This is a genomic window from Comamonas sp. 7D-2 (assembly GCF_022749555.1).
GTDB lineage: Bacteria > Pseudomonadota > Gammaproteobacteria > Burkholderiales > Burkholderiaceae_C > Comamonas > Comamonas thiooxydans.
In genome coordinates this window covers 320,578-339,025 of record NZ_CP094238.1, presented here as the reverse complement: position 1 = coordinate 339,025, position 18,448 = coordinate 320,578, and the positions used below count along the sequence as shown (strand labels likewise).

Annotated in this window: 18 protein-coding genes; 4 read left to right on the top strand and 14 right to left on the bottom strand. The window is 62.3% G+C overall.

Annotated elements, in window-relative coordinates; genetic code table 11:
* Window positions 1–54 precede the first annotated feature (54 nt).
* The 8 genes from fusA to MPZ60_RS01460 all read right to left on the bottom strand — a co-directional run bounded on the left by fusA (window position 55) and on the right by MPZ60_RS01460 (window position 7,627).
* A complete protein-coding gene (gene fusA / locus MPZ60_RS01495; RefSeq protein ID WP_003064006.1) occupies window positions 55–2,163 on the bottom strand; it encodes an elongation factor G in 2,109 nt (702 codons plus the stop codon).
* A gap of 145 nt (window positions 2,164–2,308) precedes the next feature.
* Window positions 2,309–2,782 (bottom strand): 30S ribosomal protein S7, encoded by a 474-nt coding sequence (rpsG, locus tag MPZ60_RS01490; RefSeq protein WP_003059438.1) that lies wholly within the window; start codon window positions 2,780–2,782, stop codon window positions 2,309–2,311.
* 168 nt (window positions 2,783–2,950) lie between these two features.
* Entirely contained in the window at window positions 2,951–3,328 is a 378-nt protein-coding gene (gene rpsL, locus MPZ60_RS01485) for a 30S ribosomal protein S12 (protein WP_003059441.1), read from the bottom strand.
* A 235-nt stretch (window positions 3,329–3,563) separates the two neighbouring features.
* A complete protein-coding gene (locus MPZ60_RS01480) occupies window positions 3,564–4,736 on the bottom strand; it encodes a D-alanyl-D-alanine carboxypeptidase family protein (protein WP_003064007.1) in 1,173 nt (390 codons plus the stop codon).
* A 151-nt stretch (window positions 4,737–4,887) separates the two neighbouring features.
* Window positions 4,888–5,526, bottom strand: coding sequence for an alpha/beta hydrolase (locus MPZ60_RS01475; protein WP_003064008.1), 639 nt, complete (start codon window positions 5,524–5,526; stop codon window positions 4,888–4,890).
* 161 nt (window positions 5,527–5,687) lie between these two features.
* Window positions 5,688–6,044 carry a ferredoxin gene (locus tag MPZ60_RS01470; protein ID WP_034357909.1) on the bottom strand — a complete coding sequence of 119 codons (357 nt, stop codon included), beginning with the start codon at window positions 6,042–6,044 and terminating at the stop codon, window positions 5,688–5,690.
* Between the two features lie 11 nt (window positions 6,045–6,055).
* Entirely contained in the window at window positions 6,056–7,153 is a 1,098-nt protein-coding gene (locus MPZ60_RS01465) for a VanZ family protein (protein ID WP_034357922.1), read from the bottom strand.
* A 57-nt stretch (window positions 7,154–7,210) separates the two neighbouring features.
* Entirely contained in the window at window positions 7,211–7,627 is a 417-nt protein-coding gene (locus MPZ60_RS01460) for a CopD family protein (protein ID WP_034357907.1), read from the bottom strand.
* Between the two features lie 144 nt (window positions 7,628–7,771).
* Between MPZ60_RS01460 and hemB the strand changes: the two genes are divergently transcribed.
* Window positions 7,772–8,782, top strand: a complete 1,011-nt coding sequence (hemB, locus tag MPZ60_RS01455) for a porphobilinogen synthase (protein ID WP_034357905.1) — start codon at window positions 7,772–7,774, stop codon at window positions 8,780–8,782.
* Window positions 8,783–8,914: 132 nt separating this feature from the next.
* Window positions 8,915–10,111 carry a magnesium transporter CorA family protein gene (locus MPZ60_RS01450; protein ID WP_034357903.1) on the top strand — a complete coding sequence of 399 codons (1,197 nt, stop codon included), beginning with the start codon at window positions 8,915–8,917 and terminating at the stop codon, window positions 10,109–10,111.
* 165 nt (window positions 10,112–10,276) lie between these two features.
* Here the strand turns inward: MPZ60_RS01450 and MPZ60_RS01445 are convergent, their stop codons facing one another.
* Window positions 10,277–10,969, bottom strand: coding sequence for a dienelactone hydrolase family protein (locus MPZ60_RS01445; protein WP_034357900.1), 693 nt, complete (start codon window positions 10,967–10,969; stop codon window positions 10,277–10,279).
* A gap of 182 nt (window positions 10,970–11,151) precedes the next feature.
* On the opposite strand from MPZ60_RS01445, the gene MPZ60_RS01440 reads away from it, so the two are divergent.
* Window positions 11,152–11,799, top strand: coding sequence for a MarC family protein (locus tag MPZ60_RS01440; protein ID WP_003059455.1), 648 nt, complete (start codon window positions 11,152–11,154; stop codon window positions 11,797–11,799).
* 93 nt (window positions 11,800–11,892) lie between these two features.
* Here the strand turns inward: MPZ60_RS01440 and MPZ60_RS01435 are convergent, their stop codons facing one another.
* The 5 genes from MPZ60_RS01435 to MPZ60_RS01415 form a co-directional block, all read right to left on the bottom strand.
* Window positions 11,893–12,381, bottom strand: a complete 489-nt coding sequence (locus tag MPZ60_RS01435; protein ID WP_034357898.1) for a hemerythrin domain-containing protein — start codon at window positions 12,379–12,381, stop codon at window positions 11,893–11,895.
* A 172-nt stretch (window positions 12,382–12,553) separates the two neighbouring features.
* Window positions 12,554–13,237 (bottom strand): ABC-type transport auxiliary lipoprotein family protein, encoded by a 684-nt coding sequence (locus MPZ60_RS01430; protein WP_034357896.1) that lies wholly within the window; start codon window positions 13,235–13,237, stop codon window positions 12,554–12,556.
* Window positions 13,238–13,343: 106 nt separating this feature from the next.
* Window positions 13,344–14,291, bottom strand: coding sequence for an MlaD family protein (locus MPZ60_RS01425; RefSeq protein WP_034357894.1), 948 nt, complete (start codon window positions 14,289–14,291; stop codon window positions 13,344–13,346).
* Window positions 14,291–15,151: an ABC transporter ATP-binding protein gene (locus MPZ60_RS01420; protein ID WP_003070417.1), complete on the bottom strand. Its 861-nt coding sequence runs from the start codon at window positions 15,149–15,151 to the stop codon at window positions 14,291–14,293. The genes MPZ60_RS01425 and MPZ60_RS01420 overlap by 1 nt, the downstream gene beginning before the upstream one ends.
* A 126-nt stretch (window positions 15,152–15,277) precedes the next feature.
* Complete coding sequence (locus MPZ60_RS01415) at window positions 15,278–16,405, bottom strand: ABC transporter permease (protein WP_034357892.1); 1,128 nt, start codon at window positions 16,403–16,405, stop codon at window positions 15,278–15,280.
* A gap of 312 nt (window positions 16,406–16,717) precedes the next feature.
* On the opposite strand from MPZ60_RS01415, the gene MPZ60_RS01410 reads away from it, so the two are divergent.
* The gene (locus tag MPZ60_RS01410) at window positions 16,718–18,385 is read left to right on the top strand and encodes a GMC family oxidoreductase (RefSeq protein ID WP_034357890.1); all 1,668 of its coding nucleotides are present in this window, start codon (window positions 16,718–16,720) and stop codon (window positions 18,383–18,385) included.
* Window positions 18,386–18,448 lie beyond the last annotated feature (63 nt).

Sequence of the window (18,448 nt, the reverse complement as noted above, 5' to 3'; positions counted from 1 at the left end):
GACTGCCGCGATTGGAAGCCGTAGATTATGACGGATTCGTCAAACCTGCGTCAATTACTTGGCGCGGGCAGCAACGATGGCTTCAGCCACGTTACGAGGAGCTTCAGCGTAGTGCTTGAACTCCATGGTGTAGCTGGCACGACCTTGAGTCATGGAACGCAGCGAAGTGGCGTAGCCGAACATTTCGGACAGAGGCACTTCAGCCTTGATGGCCTTGCCGCCACCAACCATGTCGTCCATACCCTGAACCATGCCGCGACGCGAGGACAGATCGCCCATCACGGTACCAGCGTAGTCTTCAGGCGTTTCCACTTCCACAGCCATCATGGGTTCCAGGATGACGGGGTTGGCCTTGCGGGCAGCTTCCTTGAAACCGAAGATAGCGGCCATCTTGAACGCCATTTCGTTCGAGTCCACATCGTGGTACGAACCGAAGGTCAGACGAACCTTGACGTCCACCACAGGGTAGCCAGCCAGCACGCCGGAAGTCAGAGCTTCGATCACGCCCTTCTCCACCGCAGGGATGTATTCGCGAGGAACCACACCACCCTTGATTTCGTCGACGAACTCGAAGCCCTTGCCGGCTTCCTGGGGTTCCAGAGTCAGAACCACGTGGCCGTACTGGCCCTTACCGCCGGACTGGCGAACGAACTTGCCGTCCACGTCCTTGACCGTGCTGCGGATGGTTTCGCGGTAGGCAACCTGGGGCTTGCCCACGTTGGCTTCCACGTTGAATTCGCGCTTCATGCGGTCAACGATGATTTCCAGGTGCAGTTCGCCCATACCGGCGATGATGGTCTGACCGGATTCTTCGTCGGTACGCACTCGGAAGGAAGGATCTTCTGCAGCCAGACGCGACAGAGCGATACCCATCTTTTCCTGGTCGGTCTTGGACTTGGGTTCCACAGCCTGCGCAATCACGGGCTCAGGGAACACCATGCGCTCCAGCACGATAGGCGCGGCGATGTCGCACAGGGTTTCACCGGTGGTCACGTCCTTCAGGCCCACGCAGGCAGCGATGTCGCCAGCACGGATTTCTTCCACTTCCACGCGGTCGTTGGCCATCATCTGCACGATACGGCCGATACGTTCCTTCTTGCCCTTGACGGCATTCAGAACGGTCTCACCCTTGGACAGAACGCCAGAGTACACGCGCACGAAAGTCAGCTGGCCCACGAAGGGGTCGGTCATCAGCTTGAAGGCCAGAGCCGAGAACTTCTCAGCATCGTCAGCCTTGCGGCTCAGCTTCTTCTCTTCGTCATCGGGGTCGGTACCGGTAACGTCAGGGATGTCCACAGGAGCGGGCAGATAGTCGATCACGGCGTCCAGCATGCGCTGCACACCCTTGTTCTTGAACGCGGTGCCGCAAAGCATGGGCTGAATTTCGGTGGCCAGGGTACGGGTACGCACGCCGAGCTTCACTTCTTCTTCAGTCAGAGTACCTTCTTCCAGGTACTTGTTCATCAGCTCTTCCGAAGCTTCGGCAGCGGCTTCCACCAGGTTTTCACGCCACTTGTTGGCGGTTTCCACCAGCTCGGCGGGGATGTCCTGGTATTCGAACTTCATGCCCTGGGAAGCTTCGTCCCAGATGATGGCCTTCATCTTGACCAGATCGACCACGCCCTGGAAGTTTTCTTCAGCGCCGATTGGGATCACCACGGGCACAGGGTTCGCGTTCAGGCGAGTCTTCATGCCTTCATAGACCTTGAAGAAGTTGGCGCCGGTACGGTCCATCTTGTTCACGAAGGCCAGACGAGGCACCTTGTACTTGTTGGCCTGACGCCACACGGTTTCGGACTGGGGCTGCACGCCACCCACAGCGCAATACACCATGCAAGCACCGTCCAGCACGCGCATGGAACGTTCCACTTCAATCGTGAAGTCCACGTGACCGGGGGTGTCGATGATGTTGAAACGGTGTTCTGGGTAGGACAGATCCATACCCTTCCAGAAGCAGGTCACTGCAGCGGAAGTGATGGTGATACCACGCTCTTGCTCTTGCTCCATCCAGTCGGTGGTGGCAGCGCCGTCGTGCACTTCGCCCAGCTTGTGGGTCACACCGGTATAGAACAGGATACGTTCTGTAGTGGTTGTCTTACCTGCGTCAATGTGAGCGGAAATACCGATGTTGCGATAGCGCTCAATGGGGGTCTTGCGAGCCATGATGGATCCTTGCTTGATCGTATGGGAGTACTGCCGGCCCCGCATTGTGCGCAGGAGGCAGCAGCTCTATATGGGGGCGCTCAGAATCGACACAAGGCCGCAGCAAGTTTTTGCATGCGGCCCTGTATCTCGAGCGAGATTCCGATTAGAAGCGGAAGTGGCTGAAGGCCTTGTTGGCTTCGGCCATACGGTGCACTTCGTCACGACGCTTCATGGCGCCGCCACGGCCTTCCGTAGCTTCCAGCAGCTCGTTGGCCAGGCGTTGAGCCATGGACTTCTCGCCACGCTTGCGGGAGGCTTCCTTGATCCAGCGCATGGCCAGAGCCAGACGACGGACGGGACGCACTTCCACGGGCACCTGGTAGTTGGCACCGCCAACACGGCGGGACTTCACTTCAACCATGGGCTTGACGTTGTTGATGGCAACAACGAAAGCTTCCAGAGGGTCCTTGCCGGGATGCTTCTTCTCGATCAGGTCCAGAGCGCCGTAAATGATGCGCTCAGCAACCGCCTTCTTGCCGCCTTCCATGATCACGTTCATGAATTTGGACAGCTCTACATTGCCGAACTTGGGATCCGGCAGGATTTCACGTTTGGGGACTTCGCGACGACGTGGCATTTTTTACCTCTATCTTTGCTTCAGTTGGCATCTTTTCAGATACCGCGAGAGCTATTCAAAACTCTCACTTACTCGACCCGCACAAAACATTCGTGCTCAGGGCCACTACGTTTGACCGCGCCAGTCAGGCGAATCAAACACCGTTTGTTTTCAAAAAACCAGGGCTGATTACTTAGCCTTAGGCTTCTTGGCACCGTACTTGGAGCGAGCTTGCTTACGGTCCTTGACGCCTTGCAGGTCCAGGGAACCGCGCACGATGTGGTAACGCACACCGGGCAAGTCCTTCACACGACCACCGCGCACCAGCACAACGCTGTGCTCTTGCAGGTTGTGGCCTTCACCGCCGATGTACGAAATCACTTCGAAACCGTTGGTCAGACGAACCTTGGCCACCTTACGCAGAGCCGAGTTAGGCTTCTTGGGAGTGGTGGTGTACACACGGGTGCACACGCCACGGCGTTGGGGGCAGTTTTCCATAGCAGGGCTCTTGGATTTAACAACTTCTACCGTGCGGCCCTGACGCACGAGTTGGTTAATGGTTGGCATTAATTAAACGTCCCTAAACGTGAATTTGCTTCGTGAAAGCAAAAGGTTTATCCGCAGCAACAGATGCCGATGCGGAAACGTGAATCCCTTCGGAAATTCCGAAAAGCCCTCGAATGTACCAGCTTGTGCAAATCAGCACAACCACCTGTGGGCAATAGCCCCCAGGCAGCAAGACACTTTGCATGACCGACCAAGGGCTATCGCCGGCAGGAGCGCCTCCTGCCTGCCAGGGAACTTACTTGATCCAGAGGCGGATGGTGTCCCACAGACGGCCAAAGAAGCCGGCCTGCTCGACGGCCTCAAGCGCTACCAGCGGCACCTCGGCCACCACATCCGCGCCCGACTTGACCTTGAGCACGCCCATGGACTGGCCCTTGGCGATAGGAGCGATCAGCGGATCCTGGCGCACAACCTCGGTGGTCAGCTTGCCGCCGGTGCCCGAGGGCACGGTCACCACCACGGCGCCGTCGGCCTTGCCAATCTTGACGGCATTGGCAGCGCCCTTCCAGACGGCGGGAGTAGCCACGGGCTGATCGGAATCAAACAGCTTGACAGCATCGAAAGCGGTGTAACCCCAGTTCAACAGCTTCTGGCTTTCGTTGGCACGCGCCTTTTCGCTGGCCGTTCCCAGCACGATGGACAGCAGGCGGCGCTGGCCCACATTGGGCAGGTCGCGCTTGGCCGTGGCCACCAGGCAATAGCCTGCGGCGTTGGTGTGGCCGGTCTTCAGGCCGTCCACGGTGGGATCGCGGAACAGCAAGGCATTGCGGTTGCTGCCGTTGGAGGCAGGCGTGCCGGGGTAGCTGTATTGCTTGGTGGCGTAGTAGTGCATGTACTCGGGGAAGTCATGCATCAATCGCTGGGCCAGGATGGACAGATCACGAGCCGTCGTCAGGTGACCGGGCTCGGTCAGTCCTTCGGGGTTCTTGTAACTGGTGTTCTTCATGCCCAGGGCCTTGGCCTGGTCATTCATCATCTTGACGAAGTTCTCGGCCGTGCCGCCCACAGCCTCGGCCAATGCCATGGTGGCATCGTTGCCGGACTGGATGATCATGCCGCTGAGCAGGTCATTGACGGGCACCTGCATCTTGGGGTCGATGAACATGCGCGAGCCGGGCATCTTCCAGGCACGCTCGCTCACTGGCATGCGCTGCTCCAGCGTGATTTTCTTGGAGCGCAGGGCGTCGAACACCACATAGGCCGACATCAGCTTGGTCAGCGATGCCTGCTCGACGGGAGCATCGACGTCCTTGGCACCCAGCACCTGGCCGGCAGTAACGTCCACCAGCAGATAGTTGCGGGCTGCAATTTCGGGAGGAACAGGGGCCGCCACCTGTGCCATGGCAAACACGGGCGCCACTGCGGCAGCAACGGCCAGAACACGCAGTGTGGAGTAGATGGGCTTCATGAAGAGGACTCTCGCTAAAGCAAAGGTAAGCGCGGTGATTTACCGTCGAAAACGGCCAAAGCCAAGGATATACCTCGGCCTGGCGCTATGAAAAGGGAGTTAACCAAGACGGGGCAGCAATTCACGTGCGTCAAGGTGTGGGAAATGGCTCTTACAGGGACTTCAGGTGGCGCACCACCAGGCTCTTGAGCAGAGGCAATTGTCCGTGAAAGAAATGGCCGACCTGCGGAATCACGGTAACAGGCAGTATCTGCGGGCGCGCCCAGTCCATCACTGCGGATAGCTCGACGGTGTCGTCCGCCTCGCCGTGGATCACCAGGGTCTGGTCATGGGCCTCGGCAGGCACGGGAGCCACTTCGAAGCGACTGGCGGCGGTGCCTACCAGCACGGCCTTCTGCACCCGGCCTGTACCCCAGAGCTGGGCCAGCGCATGGCTGGTGACGAAAGCGCCGAAGGAAAAGCCGGCCAGAGCTACAGGGCCTTCGGGAGCCACCTGCTGCACCACGGCCAGCAAATCCTGCAGCTCGGCCTTGCCGGCGTCATATTCGCCGGCACTGGCACCCACGCCGCGAAAGTTGAAACGCACGACCGTGTAGCCGCACTGAACAAAGGCACGCGCCAGGGTCTGGACCACCTTGTTGTCCATGGTGCCGCCAAACAGCGGATGCGGATGGGCGATGATGGCCACGCCCTTGGGGCTCTGGCCTTCGACCAGTTGCGGCGCATCGCGCAGGGCCTCAATGGCACCGGCGGTGCCGGTGAGCGTCAGTCGTTCGGTCTGGGAATTCACGATTGCTATCCTAGTTGTAGCTTTTTGCGCTTGCTGTAATTGGGCTGACGCTTGAAAACGCTTAAAGTTCCTGAACAAGCAAGCCCAAAGTCGGCCGCACCAGACAAGCGCCGCCTTGCCGCAAGCCTGTCGGGACGGCCAAAGGACTTAAGGCAGCCAGATCAGCGCCCCACGCTTTCGGGCAGCACCAGGCGCTCGACCACCTTGCCGTTCTTGAGATGGGATTCGACGATTTCATCGATATCGCTGTCGTCGATGAAGGTGTACCAGACAGCCTCGGGATAGACCACGGCCACGGGACCGCCGGCGCAGCGATCCAGGCAGCCGGCCTTGTTCACACGCACCTGCCCCTTTCCGGCAAGCCCCTCTTCCTTGACTTTGCGCTTGCAGTGGTCAAAGCCCGCCTTGGCGCCATGCAGAGCACAGCAGTCCTCACCGTTGGGACGCTCGTTCAGGCAAAAGAAAATATGACGCTGGTAGTAGCCGCCGGCCTGGTCTTGATTCTGGATGTCGCTCATGGTGGATCATTCTAGGCAGGCTGTTGGCGACGTGAGAGTCGAATCACTACATACGCCAGTGTCACGTAAGGCCAGAGCCAGCCCAGCCATTGGCCCAGGCCGTAGAAGCGGATGAAACGGCCTTGCTCCCAGGCCTGCAGGGTCTGGGCGAAGTACACATTCGTCGGCGCCTGATTGAGGATGCTCAGATGCAGCACCAGCACCAGCAGCAATAGCACGGCGCACATGCTGCGCGAGGCAGGCAATGCAATCACGGCCAGACCCAGCCCACCCCAGACACCCAGGCGCACCGGCAGATCCACCCACTCCCAGGCATGGGCCGGACCCCAGCTCAACGCGGCCGACAGTGCTGTCACCCCCACCCCTGCCGCCACCAGAAGCAGTCCGGCCAGCGCGCGGCGGCCCATATGGCGCACGGCGCAATAGGCCAGCAGGCAGGGAATCCACAGCCCCAGCATTACGCATAGCATCTCCGTCACCAGCGACAGCGGCGTCATGGCGAAATCGCCCAGCGGCAGCCAGTCTTCGAACGGCGTGTTCAGCAGCCAGTCCTGCAAGGTGTCGTCGATGCGCTCCAGCACCTGGCCCAGGCCAAACGGCACTGCTGCCGGAAACAGCAGCGCAAACGGCCACAGCGCCAGCAGCACCAGCACGCCAGCACCGCCCTCGCCCAGCCACTGGTTGCGAAATGCACTCCAGCGCGAGAGAGCCCCCAGCCTCTCCAGCAGCGCAGCCAGCAAGGCACCGATCAAGGTACCGCCGGCATTGAGCACCAGATCCAGATTGGACGGCACGCGGCGCGGCAGATAGATCTGCAGAAACTCCATGCACAGCGACAGCAGCGTGCCGGCAAGAAAAGCCAGCGGCACGGCCAGCCTGGGCTGGCCCGAGCGCATCAGGGCCAGCGCCAGGAAAAAGCCCAGCGGCGCATAGCCGACGATATTGGTGTTGACGTCGAACCAGGTCCAGTAAGGCGGCGGAATCCTGGCGAACAGGAACACGCTGGGATCTATGCCCTGGGCGCGCCAGCCGTCGAACGGGAACAGGCTGGCAAAGACGATGAGCAGGCCATAGACCAGCGCCAGCGGCCAGGCCGAGGTATGGCGCATGGAAATCACCGGCACCGCGGAATCGGACACAGTCGCCTCCTACTCTCAGCGCAAGATTCAGAAGGGCTTGACCACCACCAGAATCACGGCAGCGATCAGCAGCAGCACCGGCACTTCGTTATAGAAACGGAACCAGCGATGACTTTTATGACAGGTGTTGTCCGCCAGCTGGCGCAGCAGCACGGCACAGCTGTGGTGGTAGCCGATGACCAGCAGCACCACGGCCAGCTTGGCATGCAGCCAGCCGCCCGCGAAGCCCCAGCCCAGCCACAGCCACAGGCCCAGTCCCAGCGCGGGCACGGCCAGCATGGTGGTGAAGCGCAGCAGCTTGCGCGCCATCAGCAGCAGGCGCTCGCGTTCGGCCACCGAGCCCGGCGTGACCATGGCGATGTTGACAAAGATGCGCGGCAGGTAGAACAGACCAGCAAACCAGCTGGCGACAAAAACGATGTGAAAGGCTTTGACCCATAGCATGGAGCCAGTGTAAAGGCCTGCGCTGCGCCACAGCCGCTGCGCGCCGCGTCTTTACCTCGAAGCTCGGGCCTTGTCGCGCCGGCCGTCATGGAATAGTCACGCAGCTGCAAGCCAAGCCATGACGAATGGGGCACAATTTTCCCCATGCATTTGTCCAGCCCTACTCCTTTTCCCCAGAATCGTCCGCGCCGCCTGCGCCGCGATGCTTTCACCCGCAATCTGGTGCGCGAGAGCGTGCTGACGCCGCACGACTTCATCTACCCCGTGTTCGTGCATGAAGGTCAGAACAAGCGCGAGGCCGTGTCCTCCATGCCCGGCGTGGACCGCCTGAGCCTGGACCTACTACTGCCCGTGGCCGAGGAGTGCGTGAAGCTGGAGATTCCCTACCTGGCGCTGTTCCCCGCCATCGAATCCAGCCTCAAGACCCCAGATGGCAAGGAAGCCCTGAACCCCGACGGCCTGATCCCGCGCGTGGTGCGTGCGCTGAAAAAGGAATTCCCCCAGCTGGGCGTGATGACCGATGTGGCCCTGGACCCCTACACCAGCCACGGCCAGGACGGCATCCTCGACGAGAGCGGCTACATCATCAACGATGACACCGTGGAAGTGCTGGTCGGTCAGGCCCTGGCCCATGCCGAAGCCGGCGTGGACATGGTGGCCCCCAGCGACATGATGGACGGCCGCATCGGCGCCATCCGCGAGGCACTGGAGCTGCAAGGCCATATTCACACCCGCATCATGGCCTATAGCGCCAAGTACGCCAGCGCCTTCTACGGGCCCTTCCGCGACGCCGTGGGCACACGCGGCGCCCTGGGCAAGGCCGACAAAAATGTCTACCAGATGGACCCCGCCAACACCGACGAAGCCCTGCGCGAAGTGGCGCAGGACATCGCCGAAGGCGCGGACATGGTCATGGTCAAGCCCGGCATGCCGTATCTGGACGTGGTGCGCCGCGTCAAGGACGAGTTCAAGGTACCGACCTTCGCCTATCAGGTGTCCGGCGAATACGCCATGCTCAAGGCTGCTGCCGCCAACGGCTGGCTCGATCACGACGCCGTGATGATGGAAGCCCTGCTGGCCTTCAAGCGCGCGGGCGCCGACGGCATCCTGACCTACTTTGCCATCGACGCCGCCAAGAAGCTGCGCGGCCTGTAACAAAATTGATAGCTGTCAGCGCAGGTCATGCTTGCGCCTGAGAGCATTTCAGGCATGATCTGACGGCCCGTGCAGCTTGCACGGGCCGTTTTGCATCTGCTTTTTGCACTGACATCGAGACTGCCTATCCCCATGCGCGTGCTGCATATCTCTCCCCTCTATGCCCAGCCTGTTGACGGACTGCCCACGCAGGCGGCAACAACGGGGTTTTACTGGGTCTCCTGCACACGCTCGGAGCTGGAGGCTCAGCTGCCGGCCATTCAGACCATGTTGGTCAGGCTGGGCGGCTCCGCCCTCGTGGACCTGCATGTCTCCGACCTGCTGAATCCGGCAATCCCTTCCAATTACGACTACACCTCGGTGTACGACGTGCTGGTGTTCCGCCGCCTGGCCAACGCCCATCTGCCGCCGCTCAATGGAAGCCCCGCCTCGCCAGCCGTGGCCACACCGCCAGACCTGCCTGCAGTGATGGCAGGCACCGGCAGTGCTGCATCCAGCGCCCCGCCTCCATCGCACAACCCGGCCCACAGCGGCCAGCGCGAAGCGCCGGTGCTGCAACGCGTGGAAACCCAGCCCGTGGGCTTTGCGCTGTATGACCAGATCCTGCTGTCCGTGCATCCCGACGGCTGCTTTGTGCTGGAAAACTTCTGGCAACGCCTGATTTCCGGCCCCGCCAAGACTGACAGCCGCCAGGTCAGCACCAAGATGCCCGTGGAGCCTGCCGACCTGATGCTGCGCATGGTCAACGGCATGGTGGACGGCTATCTGGACCTGCGCCGCACACTGACGCGCCAGATCGACCACTGGCAGATGGCACTGCTCAAGCCCAACAGGCGTTTCAGCAACTGGGCCAGCGTGCTCGACGTGCGCCTGGCGCTGCACCAGCTTGATGAAATCTGCGAAGACCAGCGTGCCGCCGTGCAGGACTGGACCGAGGCGCTGGAGGGATGGCCGCCCGAGCACACACCTGCGCGCCAGCATGAGCGCGAACTGCTGCGCGTGCGCTCGCGTGACGTGCTCGAACATATAGAGCGCGTGACCCACCACATTCACCGCATGGAGCAAAGCGCCGAGACCGCCGTGCAGATGCACTTTTCGGCTCAGAGCAACCGCGCCAACGACATCATGCGCACGCTGACCACGGTGACGGCCATCTTTCTGCCTCTGAACCTGATTGCCGGCATCTTCGGCATGAACTTCGAGTTCATCCCGTTCGTGCACAAAAAGGACGGCTTCATCTGGGCGCTGGTGGCCATGGTGTTCATCACCGTGGTGCTGGTGGCCTATTTCTGGCGCCGACGCTATCTGGAAAGCGAAGAAAAAGAATGACCCCCTGAGGCGCTTCCGCGCCTTCCCCCAAGGGGGACGACATCCTCGCTGCGCGGCGGCGCTTGCTTGATGTCTCTGATGGGGGACCGCCCAGCGGCAACGGGCTTTAGATAAAAACAGCTGCTTGCGCTTATATATAAAGCACAAGCAGCTATTGTTTTTATATCAACCCAGATGCTGGGCGAAGAAGGCCAGAGTGCGCTCACCTGCCAACGCTGCAGCGGCTTCGTTGTAGGAGCCGCGCTGATCGCAGTTGAAGCCATGGTCGGCCTCGTAGATATGGACTTCCACCTTGGGCTGGGCCTTCTTGAAGGCTTCGACGGACTCCAGTGAGATGTAATGATCCTTGCTGCCGAAGTGGGCCAGCACCGGGCACAGCGCCTGACGGCTGGCTTCCAGCTCGCCCGTCATGCCGCCACCGTAATAGCAGACTGCAGCCGAGACGCTGGCCAGATTGCAGGCCGAGCGCCAGGTCATGAGGCCGCCCCAGCAAAAGCCCACCACGCCGATCTTGCCGCCAGGCACCAGAGTCGCCGCATGGGCCACGGCAGCTTCCACATCGCGCAGCGCGCCCGGCTCGGGCAGGGCTTCTACCGCGGTCTTGAGCGCAAAGCCGGCCTTCATGTCTTCTTCGCTGTAACCCAGCTCCACATCGGGCTTGACGCGGGCAAACATGGCGGGCGCCACGGCCACATAGCCCTGGGCTGCGTAGCGGTCTGCCACGGAGCGGATATGCGAGTTCACGCCGAAGATCTCCTGCAGCACCACAATGGCACCGCGTGCCTGGCCCTCGGGCATGGCCACATAAGCCGGGGTTTTTGCGCCATCCACGGCTGTCAGTTCAACAAAGCTGCCCATTGCGAAGCTCCTTAACATGGTTCAAAAGGGAAATCCGCGACGCGGCCGCCAGCAATGCTGTAATGGCTGATGCCGCGTCGATGATTCGGCCATTTTTTCACAGGAGTGTTGATGCAAGCTATCTCAGCCCCACAAAAGGCCGACAGTCGCAAGAAGCCCCCCATGCCAGGAGGCGAGCTGTAATGGATATCAAGCCGTTGATCACCCTGGTCGCCATCATCAACCCGCTGGCCATCGTCCCGTTCTTCATCCACTACACGGCCGGCTTCGACGCCGAGCAGCGCTGGCAGACGATTCGCACCGCCGCCTTTGCCGCCTTCTGCGTGATTGCGGTCTGCGCCCTGCTGGGGCTGCAGATTCTGCAGTTCTTCAATATCTCGCTGCAAAGCTTTCAGGTCGGCGGCGGTCTGCTGCTGCTGATCAGCGCGATGAACATGCTCAACGCCCGTCCCGCCGAAGACCGCCCCAACAATGCCACGCTGGCAGCCGGCGTCGAAAAGGCCGCCGAGGGCAACAGCATTGCCGTCGTGCCGCTGACCATTCCGCTGCTGACCGGGCCTGCCGCCATGTCCACCGTGGTGATCTATGCCGATCAGGCGCGCACCATCTGGCAGCATGTGGCGCTGGTCGGTTACGGCGTGGTGGTGGCCGCAGCCATCATGGTGTGCTTTTCATTGGCCCACCCGATTGCCCGCGTACTGGGCAAGACCGGCATCAATGTGATGACCCGGCTCATGGGACTGATTCTGGCCGCGCTGGCCATCGAGGTGATGGCCGGCGGACTGATCAAGATCTTCCCCATCCTGGCCTCCCCGGCAATATACCCTTGACCCCCTGAGCGGCTGCGCCGCTTCCCCCAAGGGGGACGGCGCGGCGGCGCTTGCTCGCTGTCTCTCTCCTTAGCGCGTGCCAGTTTCAGGCAGTTACCACTCCATTTTTTCAGTTTCACCACAGGCACCACCACAGCCGGTGATCGGCTCTGCAGGCAAAGCCTCGGGCACCAGCACCGCGCCGGTCACCGGGTCAAAGCCCGCGCGGCGCATATGCAGGGCCAGGGCGGCATCCATGTTCTGCGCATGGTGGCTGAACCACGGACCCAGCTCGGCCGCCATATGGCGGATCGTGGCCAGATCGCCCTGCCCGCCCTTGACCGCCCCCTCGCGCAGCACGGCCAGCACCACCTTGTGCTGCTGGCTGTGGCAGTTGCCCGTGGCAAAGCCCGTGGTCTGCATCCAGCGGTCTTCCTGATCGAAGTGCTGCTGGGTATGGGCAATCAGCTCGTCCCAGAGCGCGCACAGCTGCTCGTCGCCCGCAGCTTCCACCTGGGCCAGCAGGGTGACGAACTCTTCATGCACCGCGTCCATGACGGGAAAATCCAGGATGAGAGCGGCATTCCATTCGAGGCTGGCCATGGCAGTTCCTTGTGCGAGGTTGAGGAACTGGCAGCTTAAGAACAAGGCCCGGCCCGGCCATTGACCCACATCAGCAAAGCAGCTGCCCGCGAGTAAGCAGGACTTGCCCGGAATCAACAAAGCCCTGCATGGCAGGGCTTTGGGAGCGGAAATGCCTGGGACTGGTCAGGCCCTAGCGCCCGTAACCCTGCAACCAGCGGCTGAGCTGGACAGCCGCCTCATCCACCGCGCGTGCCATGGCCTGGGCACCGCCGGCTGCGTCGGCCGAGGCAGCCGGAACCTCGACCGTGAACACCTTCTGGCCCAGCAACTGGTTGCCTGCACTCTCGCCGACACCGATCAGGCTGGCGCTCAGGCGCAGCAGCGCACGGCTGTTGCTGGCGTTGTCGAAGACCTGGTTGAACTCGTCCACCGTCACGCGCAGCTGCGCAATCGAGCGCTTGTCGGCCAACAGGGGGCGGACATTGTCCTTGCCCGAAAGCACGGGGCGCTCCAGCCCCAGACGCATGCGCAGGCGCTGCTCCACCATCTGGGCGGGAGGCAGGCTCCAGCGCGCGTTCTGGTAGGCACGCAGTTGCTGGCTGTCGCTGTAGTTCAGACGGTAGAACATGGCCGTCAGGCCCTCGGGCAGGCCCGGAGCCTGGACTTCGGCCAGCACCAGAGGCACCGGCGCCACCAAAGGGGCGGCTGCGTTGGCGGCCGGCGCGGCCAGGTCGGCCACGCCCAGGTCATAGCGCACCGGCTGCGTGGGCGCCGTGGGCAGGCCCGAGCAGGCGGCGAGCGCCAGTACCAGGGAAGAAGCGCCCAGCAATCGCCATGCTCCGCGGCCGGTGAATGAAGTCTTTGTGTCTGCCATATTGATTCCTTTGGGACTTAGGCCAGCCAGGCTGGGCAGCAGGCATTTCCATCGAAAAACAGCCTGCCTGATCCGAATTTGCGCAAGTCGTGTCCTTGTTGCGGCTTCACTTGGCCGGCGCCACGAACCCTGGCTCGCCGGGACCTGGCAAGCCCATTCCCTGGCCGTAGATGACGGATTGCGGGTTGTCATTGAAGCGGCCCGCGGCCGCGCCCATGGTGCGCGCGGCGCGCGAGACATCGTCAGCCGCGCCGTTCATGCGCGGCAAGGTGCTGCGTCCCAGCGACTCGGCCGCCTGCGACAGGGCCTGCGTGCCCTCGGCAATCTGCTGCAGCGGGCCGTCGGGGGCATTGACCTTGCGCACGGTCTGCTGCAGATCGGTCGCCACGCCCGTGGCGGCATTGCCGGCCTTGGTAAGGGACTGCAGGGTCTGGTGCGCATCTGCCGTGATCTGTGGAAAGTCCTTGGCCGTCTTGTTCATGGTCTCGGCCAGATCCTTGATCCCGCCGGATGCGGCAGCGATATTGTCGAGCGCCACGCTCACCCGCTTCTGGTTGTCCTCACCCAGCATGGAATTGAGGCGGCGTGAAATTTCGTCAACCCGCTCCAGCAGCACCGGCCCCTGGTCGGCCAGCATGTTCAGCGGCGATGACTTCATGGGCAGGCGCGGCAGGCCGCTGGGCCCGGGCTTGAGCGGCTGCGAAGACTTGCTGTCATCGTCGAGCTGGATATGTGCCAGACCTGTCACTCCCTGATAGCCGAGCTGGGCGTAAGTGGCCGGCGTGACCGGCGTGTCCTCGCCCACGGCAATGCGAATCAGCACATTGCCAGGAATCTGCGGGTCAAAGCCGATGCGCACCACCTTGCCCACGGGCACGCCCTTGTAGCGCACCGTGGCCTGGGGCTGCAAGCCGCTGACTCCGTCCTTGGTGGACATTTCATAGAGCTGGTATTCGCGGTTGTCGCGCGTCAGCCAGACGGCCAGCCCTGCCAGCAGGGTCGCCACCACCAGCACGAAGATGCCGGCAGCCATGGCATGGGACTTGTTTTCCATCAGCTTTCCTCTGCGGCCACGCCGCCTTGCACCGGGGCCATGGCACGGCGGCCACGCTCTCCCTGGAAGAAATGTTCAATAAACGGGTGCTTGATCCTGGCCACGTCGCGCGGGGCTCCGGTGAACAGCACTTTTTTCTCGGCCAGCACGGCCACGCGCGTGGACAGCGCGAACAGCGTATCCAGATCGTGGGTGACCATGATCACGGTCAGGCCCAGCTCGGCATGGATATCGCGCAGCAGCTCACAGAACTCGTCCGAGCCCTTGGGGTCCAGCCCCGCTGTGGGTTCGTCGAGCAGCAGCAGCGGCGGATCCATCATCAGTGCACGCGCCAGCGCCACACGCTTGATCATGCCGCCCGACAGGTCTGCAGGCATGCGCGAGGCATGCTCGGGCTTGAGGCCCACCATCTGCAGCTTGACCATGGCCGCATCGCGCACCACGGCATCGGGCAGGGTGCCCTGCTCACGCAGCGCAAATGCGATGTTGTCGAGCACGTTGAAGGCCGAGTACAGCGCCCCTTGCTGGAATAGCATGCCCACCTGACTCGCCGCCAGCTCGCCGCTGATGACCTCGCGCGAGGGCCTGCCATCCACGGTCACCGTGCCGCGCGATGGCGAGAGCAGCCCCAGTATCTGGCGCAGCAGCACCGTCTTGCCCGTGCCGGAGCCGCCCACCAAGGCAAGAATCTCGCCCGGGTAGACATCGAAGTTCAAGTCCTGGTGCACGGCAAAGCGCGACTCGCCCTCGCCAAATTCGGTCCACAGGTCCACTGCCTGCACCAGCGGCTTCACATCCTGTGGCGGCGCGTAATCGCCCACGGCACCCTCGATACGGCGGTTGTGCATCACCTCTGTCATTTGCGTGCCCCCCGCTCCACGAGGCTGGCGCGACCCAAGCCAGAGACGCCTATCAAGGGCCGCCCCGCAGCGAAGGTGTCGTCCCCTTGGGGGGAAGCGGCGAAGCCGCACAGGGGGTAGTTCATCCTAAAAGCCCACGTTTCTGAAGAGGATGGCGAAAATGGCATCCACGATGATGACCATGGTGATGGATGACACCACCGCCGCCGTGGTGCCACGCCCCAGGCTCTGGGTATTGGGCTCTACCTTCAGGCCCCAGTGGCAGCCGATCAGGGCGATCAGCACGCCAAACACCACGGACTTGCCCATGGCCAGTACCAGATTGCCGATCTTCACGGCCGCAGGCAGGCTTTGCACGAAATAGGAGGGCGTGATGTCCATGGTCAGGTCCGCCGCGACCATGCCGCCAGCCAGTGCCGCAAGAATGGTCCACAACGCCACCAGCGGCATGGACACGGCCAGAGCCAGCGCACGCGGCAGCACCAGCCGGTACCCCTGGGAAATGCCCATGACCTGCATGGCGTCGAGCTCTTCGGTCACGCGCATCACGCCGATCTGCGCCGTGATGGCCGAGCCGCTGCGCCCAGCCACCAGAATCGCCGCCAGCAGCGGCCCGAGTTCGCGGATCAGCGAAATGCCAAGAATGTTGACGATAAAGGATTCGGCCCCGAACTGGCGCAACTGCAGCGCCATCAGATAGGCCAGCACCACGCCGATCAGAAAGCCGACCAGCGCCGTGATCGGCAAGGCTGTCGCCCCCGTCGCATAGAGGTGGCCCGAAATATCGCGCCAGGGGCCACGAAACGGATTGCGCAGCAAGCGCAGGCAGTCCAGCAGCAACTGACCAACCAGCTGGATCAAGTTGAAAAAGTGCCCGCAGGCATCGATCACCATCTGGCCCAGTCGATTGACCTCGCACATCCATCCCGAGGGCTCGGGCTTGGACTCGGGCACTTCACTGAACCTGGCCACACGCTCCAGCATGGAGCGCTGGGTCTTGGTCGTCAGCAAGTGGGCCGGCCAGGCCTTGCCCCATTGCTCCCACAGCAGCTGCGCACCGATATGGTCGAACCAGACCATTTGCTGCAAATCCCAGGCCGCGCCCTTGGGCACCGCCCTGATCTGCGGCGCCAGCCGGCGCCAGATATGGCGGTCGCCCAGCTCTGCTGCACTCCAGCGGCCCACAGGCACGGCCCATTGCTGACCCTCGCGGGACTGCAGCGGACATTGAGGTAGTTGGTCTGAGCTGGACAAAGAAAAGCTTCCTAGAACTTGAGGGAGGCGGGCTGGCCGCAGGGGCCAGCATAACGCGCCACGCGGGGAACATGCCAAGCACAGCACGTAGGCCGCTGCCGCATGCCACGTAATGATAGCGTTGCAATTTTTATCAAAAATCCGCGAAAGTCAAAACCAGCACTGCGCCGACAGCTTCCAAAACAGGAGTATGCGAGCGCTTTCCCTATCGACACCCGCAAGCTCATCACACCTAATGAACCAGCCTTTTTGCCCATGACTGCCTGATGCTCTGGCCTCTGCGCCTAGCTGTACCGGCCTTTTGATCTGCCCATGAGTGATACCCAGTTCGACTACATCGTCATTGGCGGAGGCACAGCAGGTTCGCTGCTGTGCAACCGTCTCACCCGCAACAAGAATCACCGGATTCTGCTGATCGAAGCCGGCGGCAAGGATGACTACCACTGGATCCATATCCCCGTCGGCTATCTCTATTGCATAGGCAACCCACGCACCGACTGGCTCTATCAGACCGAGCCCGACCCCGGCCTCAACGGTCGCAGCCTGCGCTACCCGCGCGGCAAGACACTGGGCGGCTGCTCCAGCATCAACGGCATGATCTATATGCGCGGCCAGGCCCGCGACTACGAGCAATGGGCCGAGCTGACCGGCGACGACACCTGGCGCTGGGAGCAGGTCCTGCCGGCCTTCAAACAGCATGAAGACCATTGGCGTCTCGACGCCGTCGGCAGCGCCAGCGAAGAATTCATGCGCCTGCACGGCAGCAAGAGCACCGGCGGCAGCGGCGAGTGGCGCGTGGAGAAGCAGCGTCTGCGCTGGGACATACTCGACGCCTTTGCCCAGGCCGCGCAGCAGGCAGGCATTCCTGCCACCGACGACTTCAACCGCGGCTGCAACGAGGGCGTGGGCTACTTTGAAGTCAATCAGAAGTCAGGTCTGCGCTGGAACACTGCCAAGGCATTTCTGCGCCCCACCTGCTACGGCCGTCCCAACTTCGAGATGTGGACCCGCGCCCAGGTGCGCCGGCTGATTCTGGAAGATCTGCCGGACGGCAGCCAGCGCTGCACCGGCGCCGAAGTCTGGACCGGAGAGGAGATGGTGACTGTGCAGGCCGGGCGCGAGGTGCTGCTCTGCGCGGGTGCGGTCAACTCGCCGCATATCCTGCAGCTGTCGGGCATAGGCCCCGGCGAATTGCTGCAGCGCCATGGGATGGCTGTGCGCCGCGATCTGCCCGGCGTGGGCGCCAATCTGCAGGACCATCTACAAATCCGCTCGGTCTACAAGGTGCAGAACGCCAAGACGCTCAACACCATGGCCGGCAGTCTCTGGGGCAAGGCGGCCATCGCCCTGGAATACGCACTCAAGCGCAGCGGCCCCATGAGCATGGCGCCTTCGCAACTCGGTGCCTTTACACGCAGCAATCCGGCGTTGGCCCACCCCAATCTGGAATATCACGTGCAGCCGCTGTCGCTGGATGCCTTTGGCGAGCCGCTGCACGACTTTGCCGCCTTCACCGCCAGCGTCTGCAACCTCAACCCCAGCAGCCGCGGCACGGTGCAACTGCAAAGTGCGGATTTCCGCCAGGCTCCGGCCATTGCACCCCATTACCTATCCACGGCAGAAGACCGGCAGGTGGCGGCAGACAGCCTGCGCGTCACGCGGCGCATCGTCAGCCAGCCGGCGCTTGCGCTCTTCCAACCCGAAGAGTTCAAACCCGGTGCTCAATACCAGAGCGACGAAGAGCTGGCGCGTCTGGCCGGTGATATCGCCACCACCATCTTCCACCCCGTAGGCACGACCAAGATGGGACGCGCCGACGACCCGATGGCAGTCCTGGACAGCCGTTTCAAGGTGCGAGGCGTGCAGGGTCTGCGCGTGGTCGATGCCGGCGCCATGCCCACCATCACCAGCGGCAATACCAACAGCCCGACGCTGATGATGGCCGAGAAGGCGGCGCAGTGGATTCGTGACGCGACCTGAAAAACGGCCTCTCGAAAAGCCGAGCGATTCACTGCGAAAAGCCCGTCAGCGCCCGAAATTCGC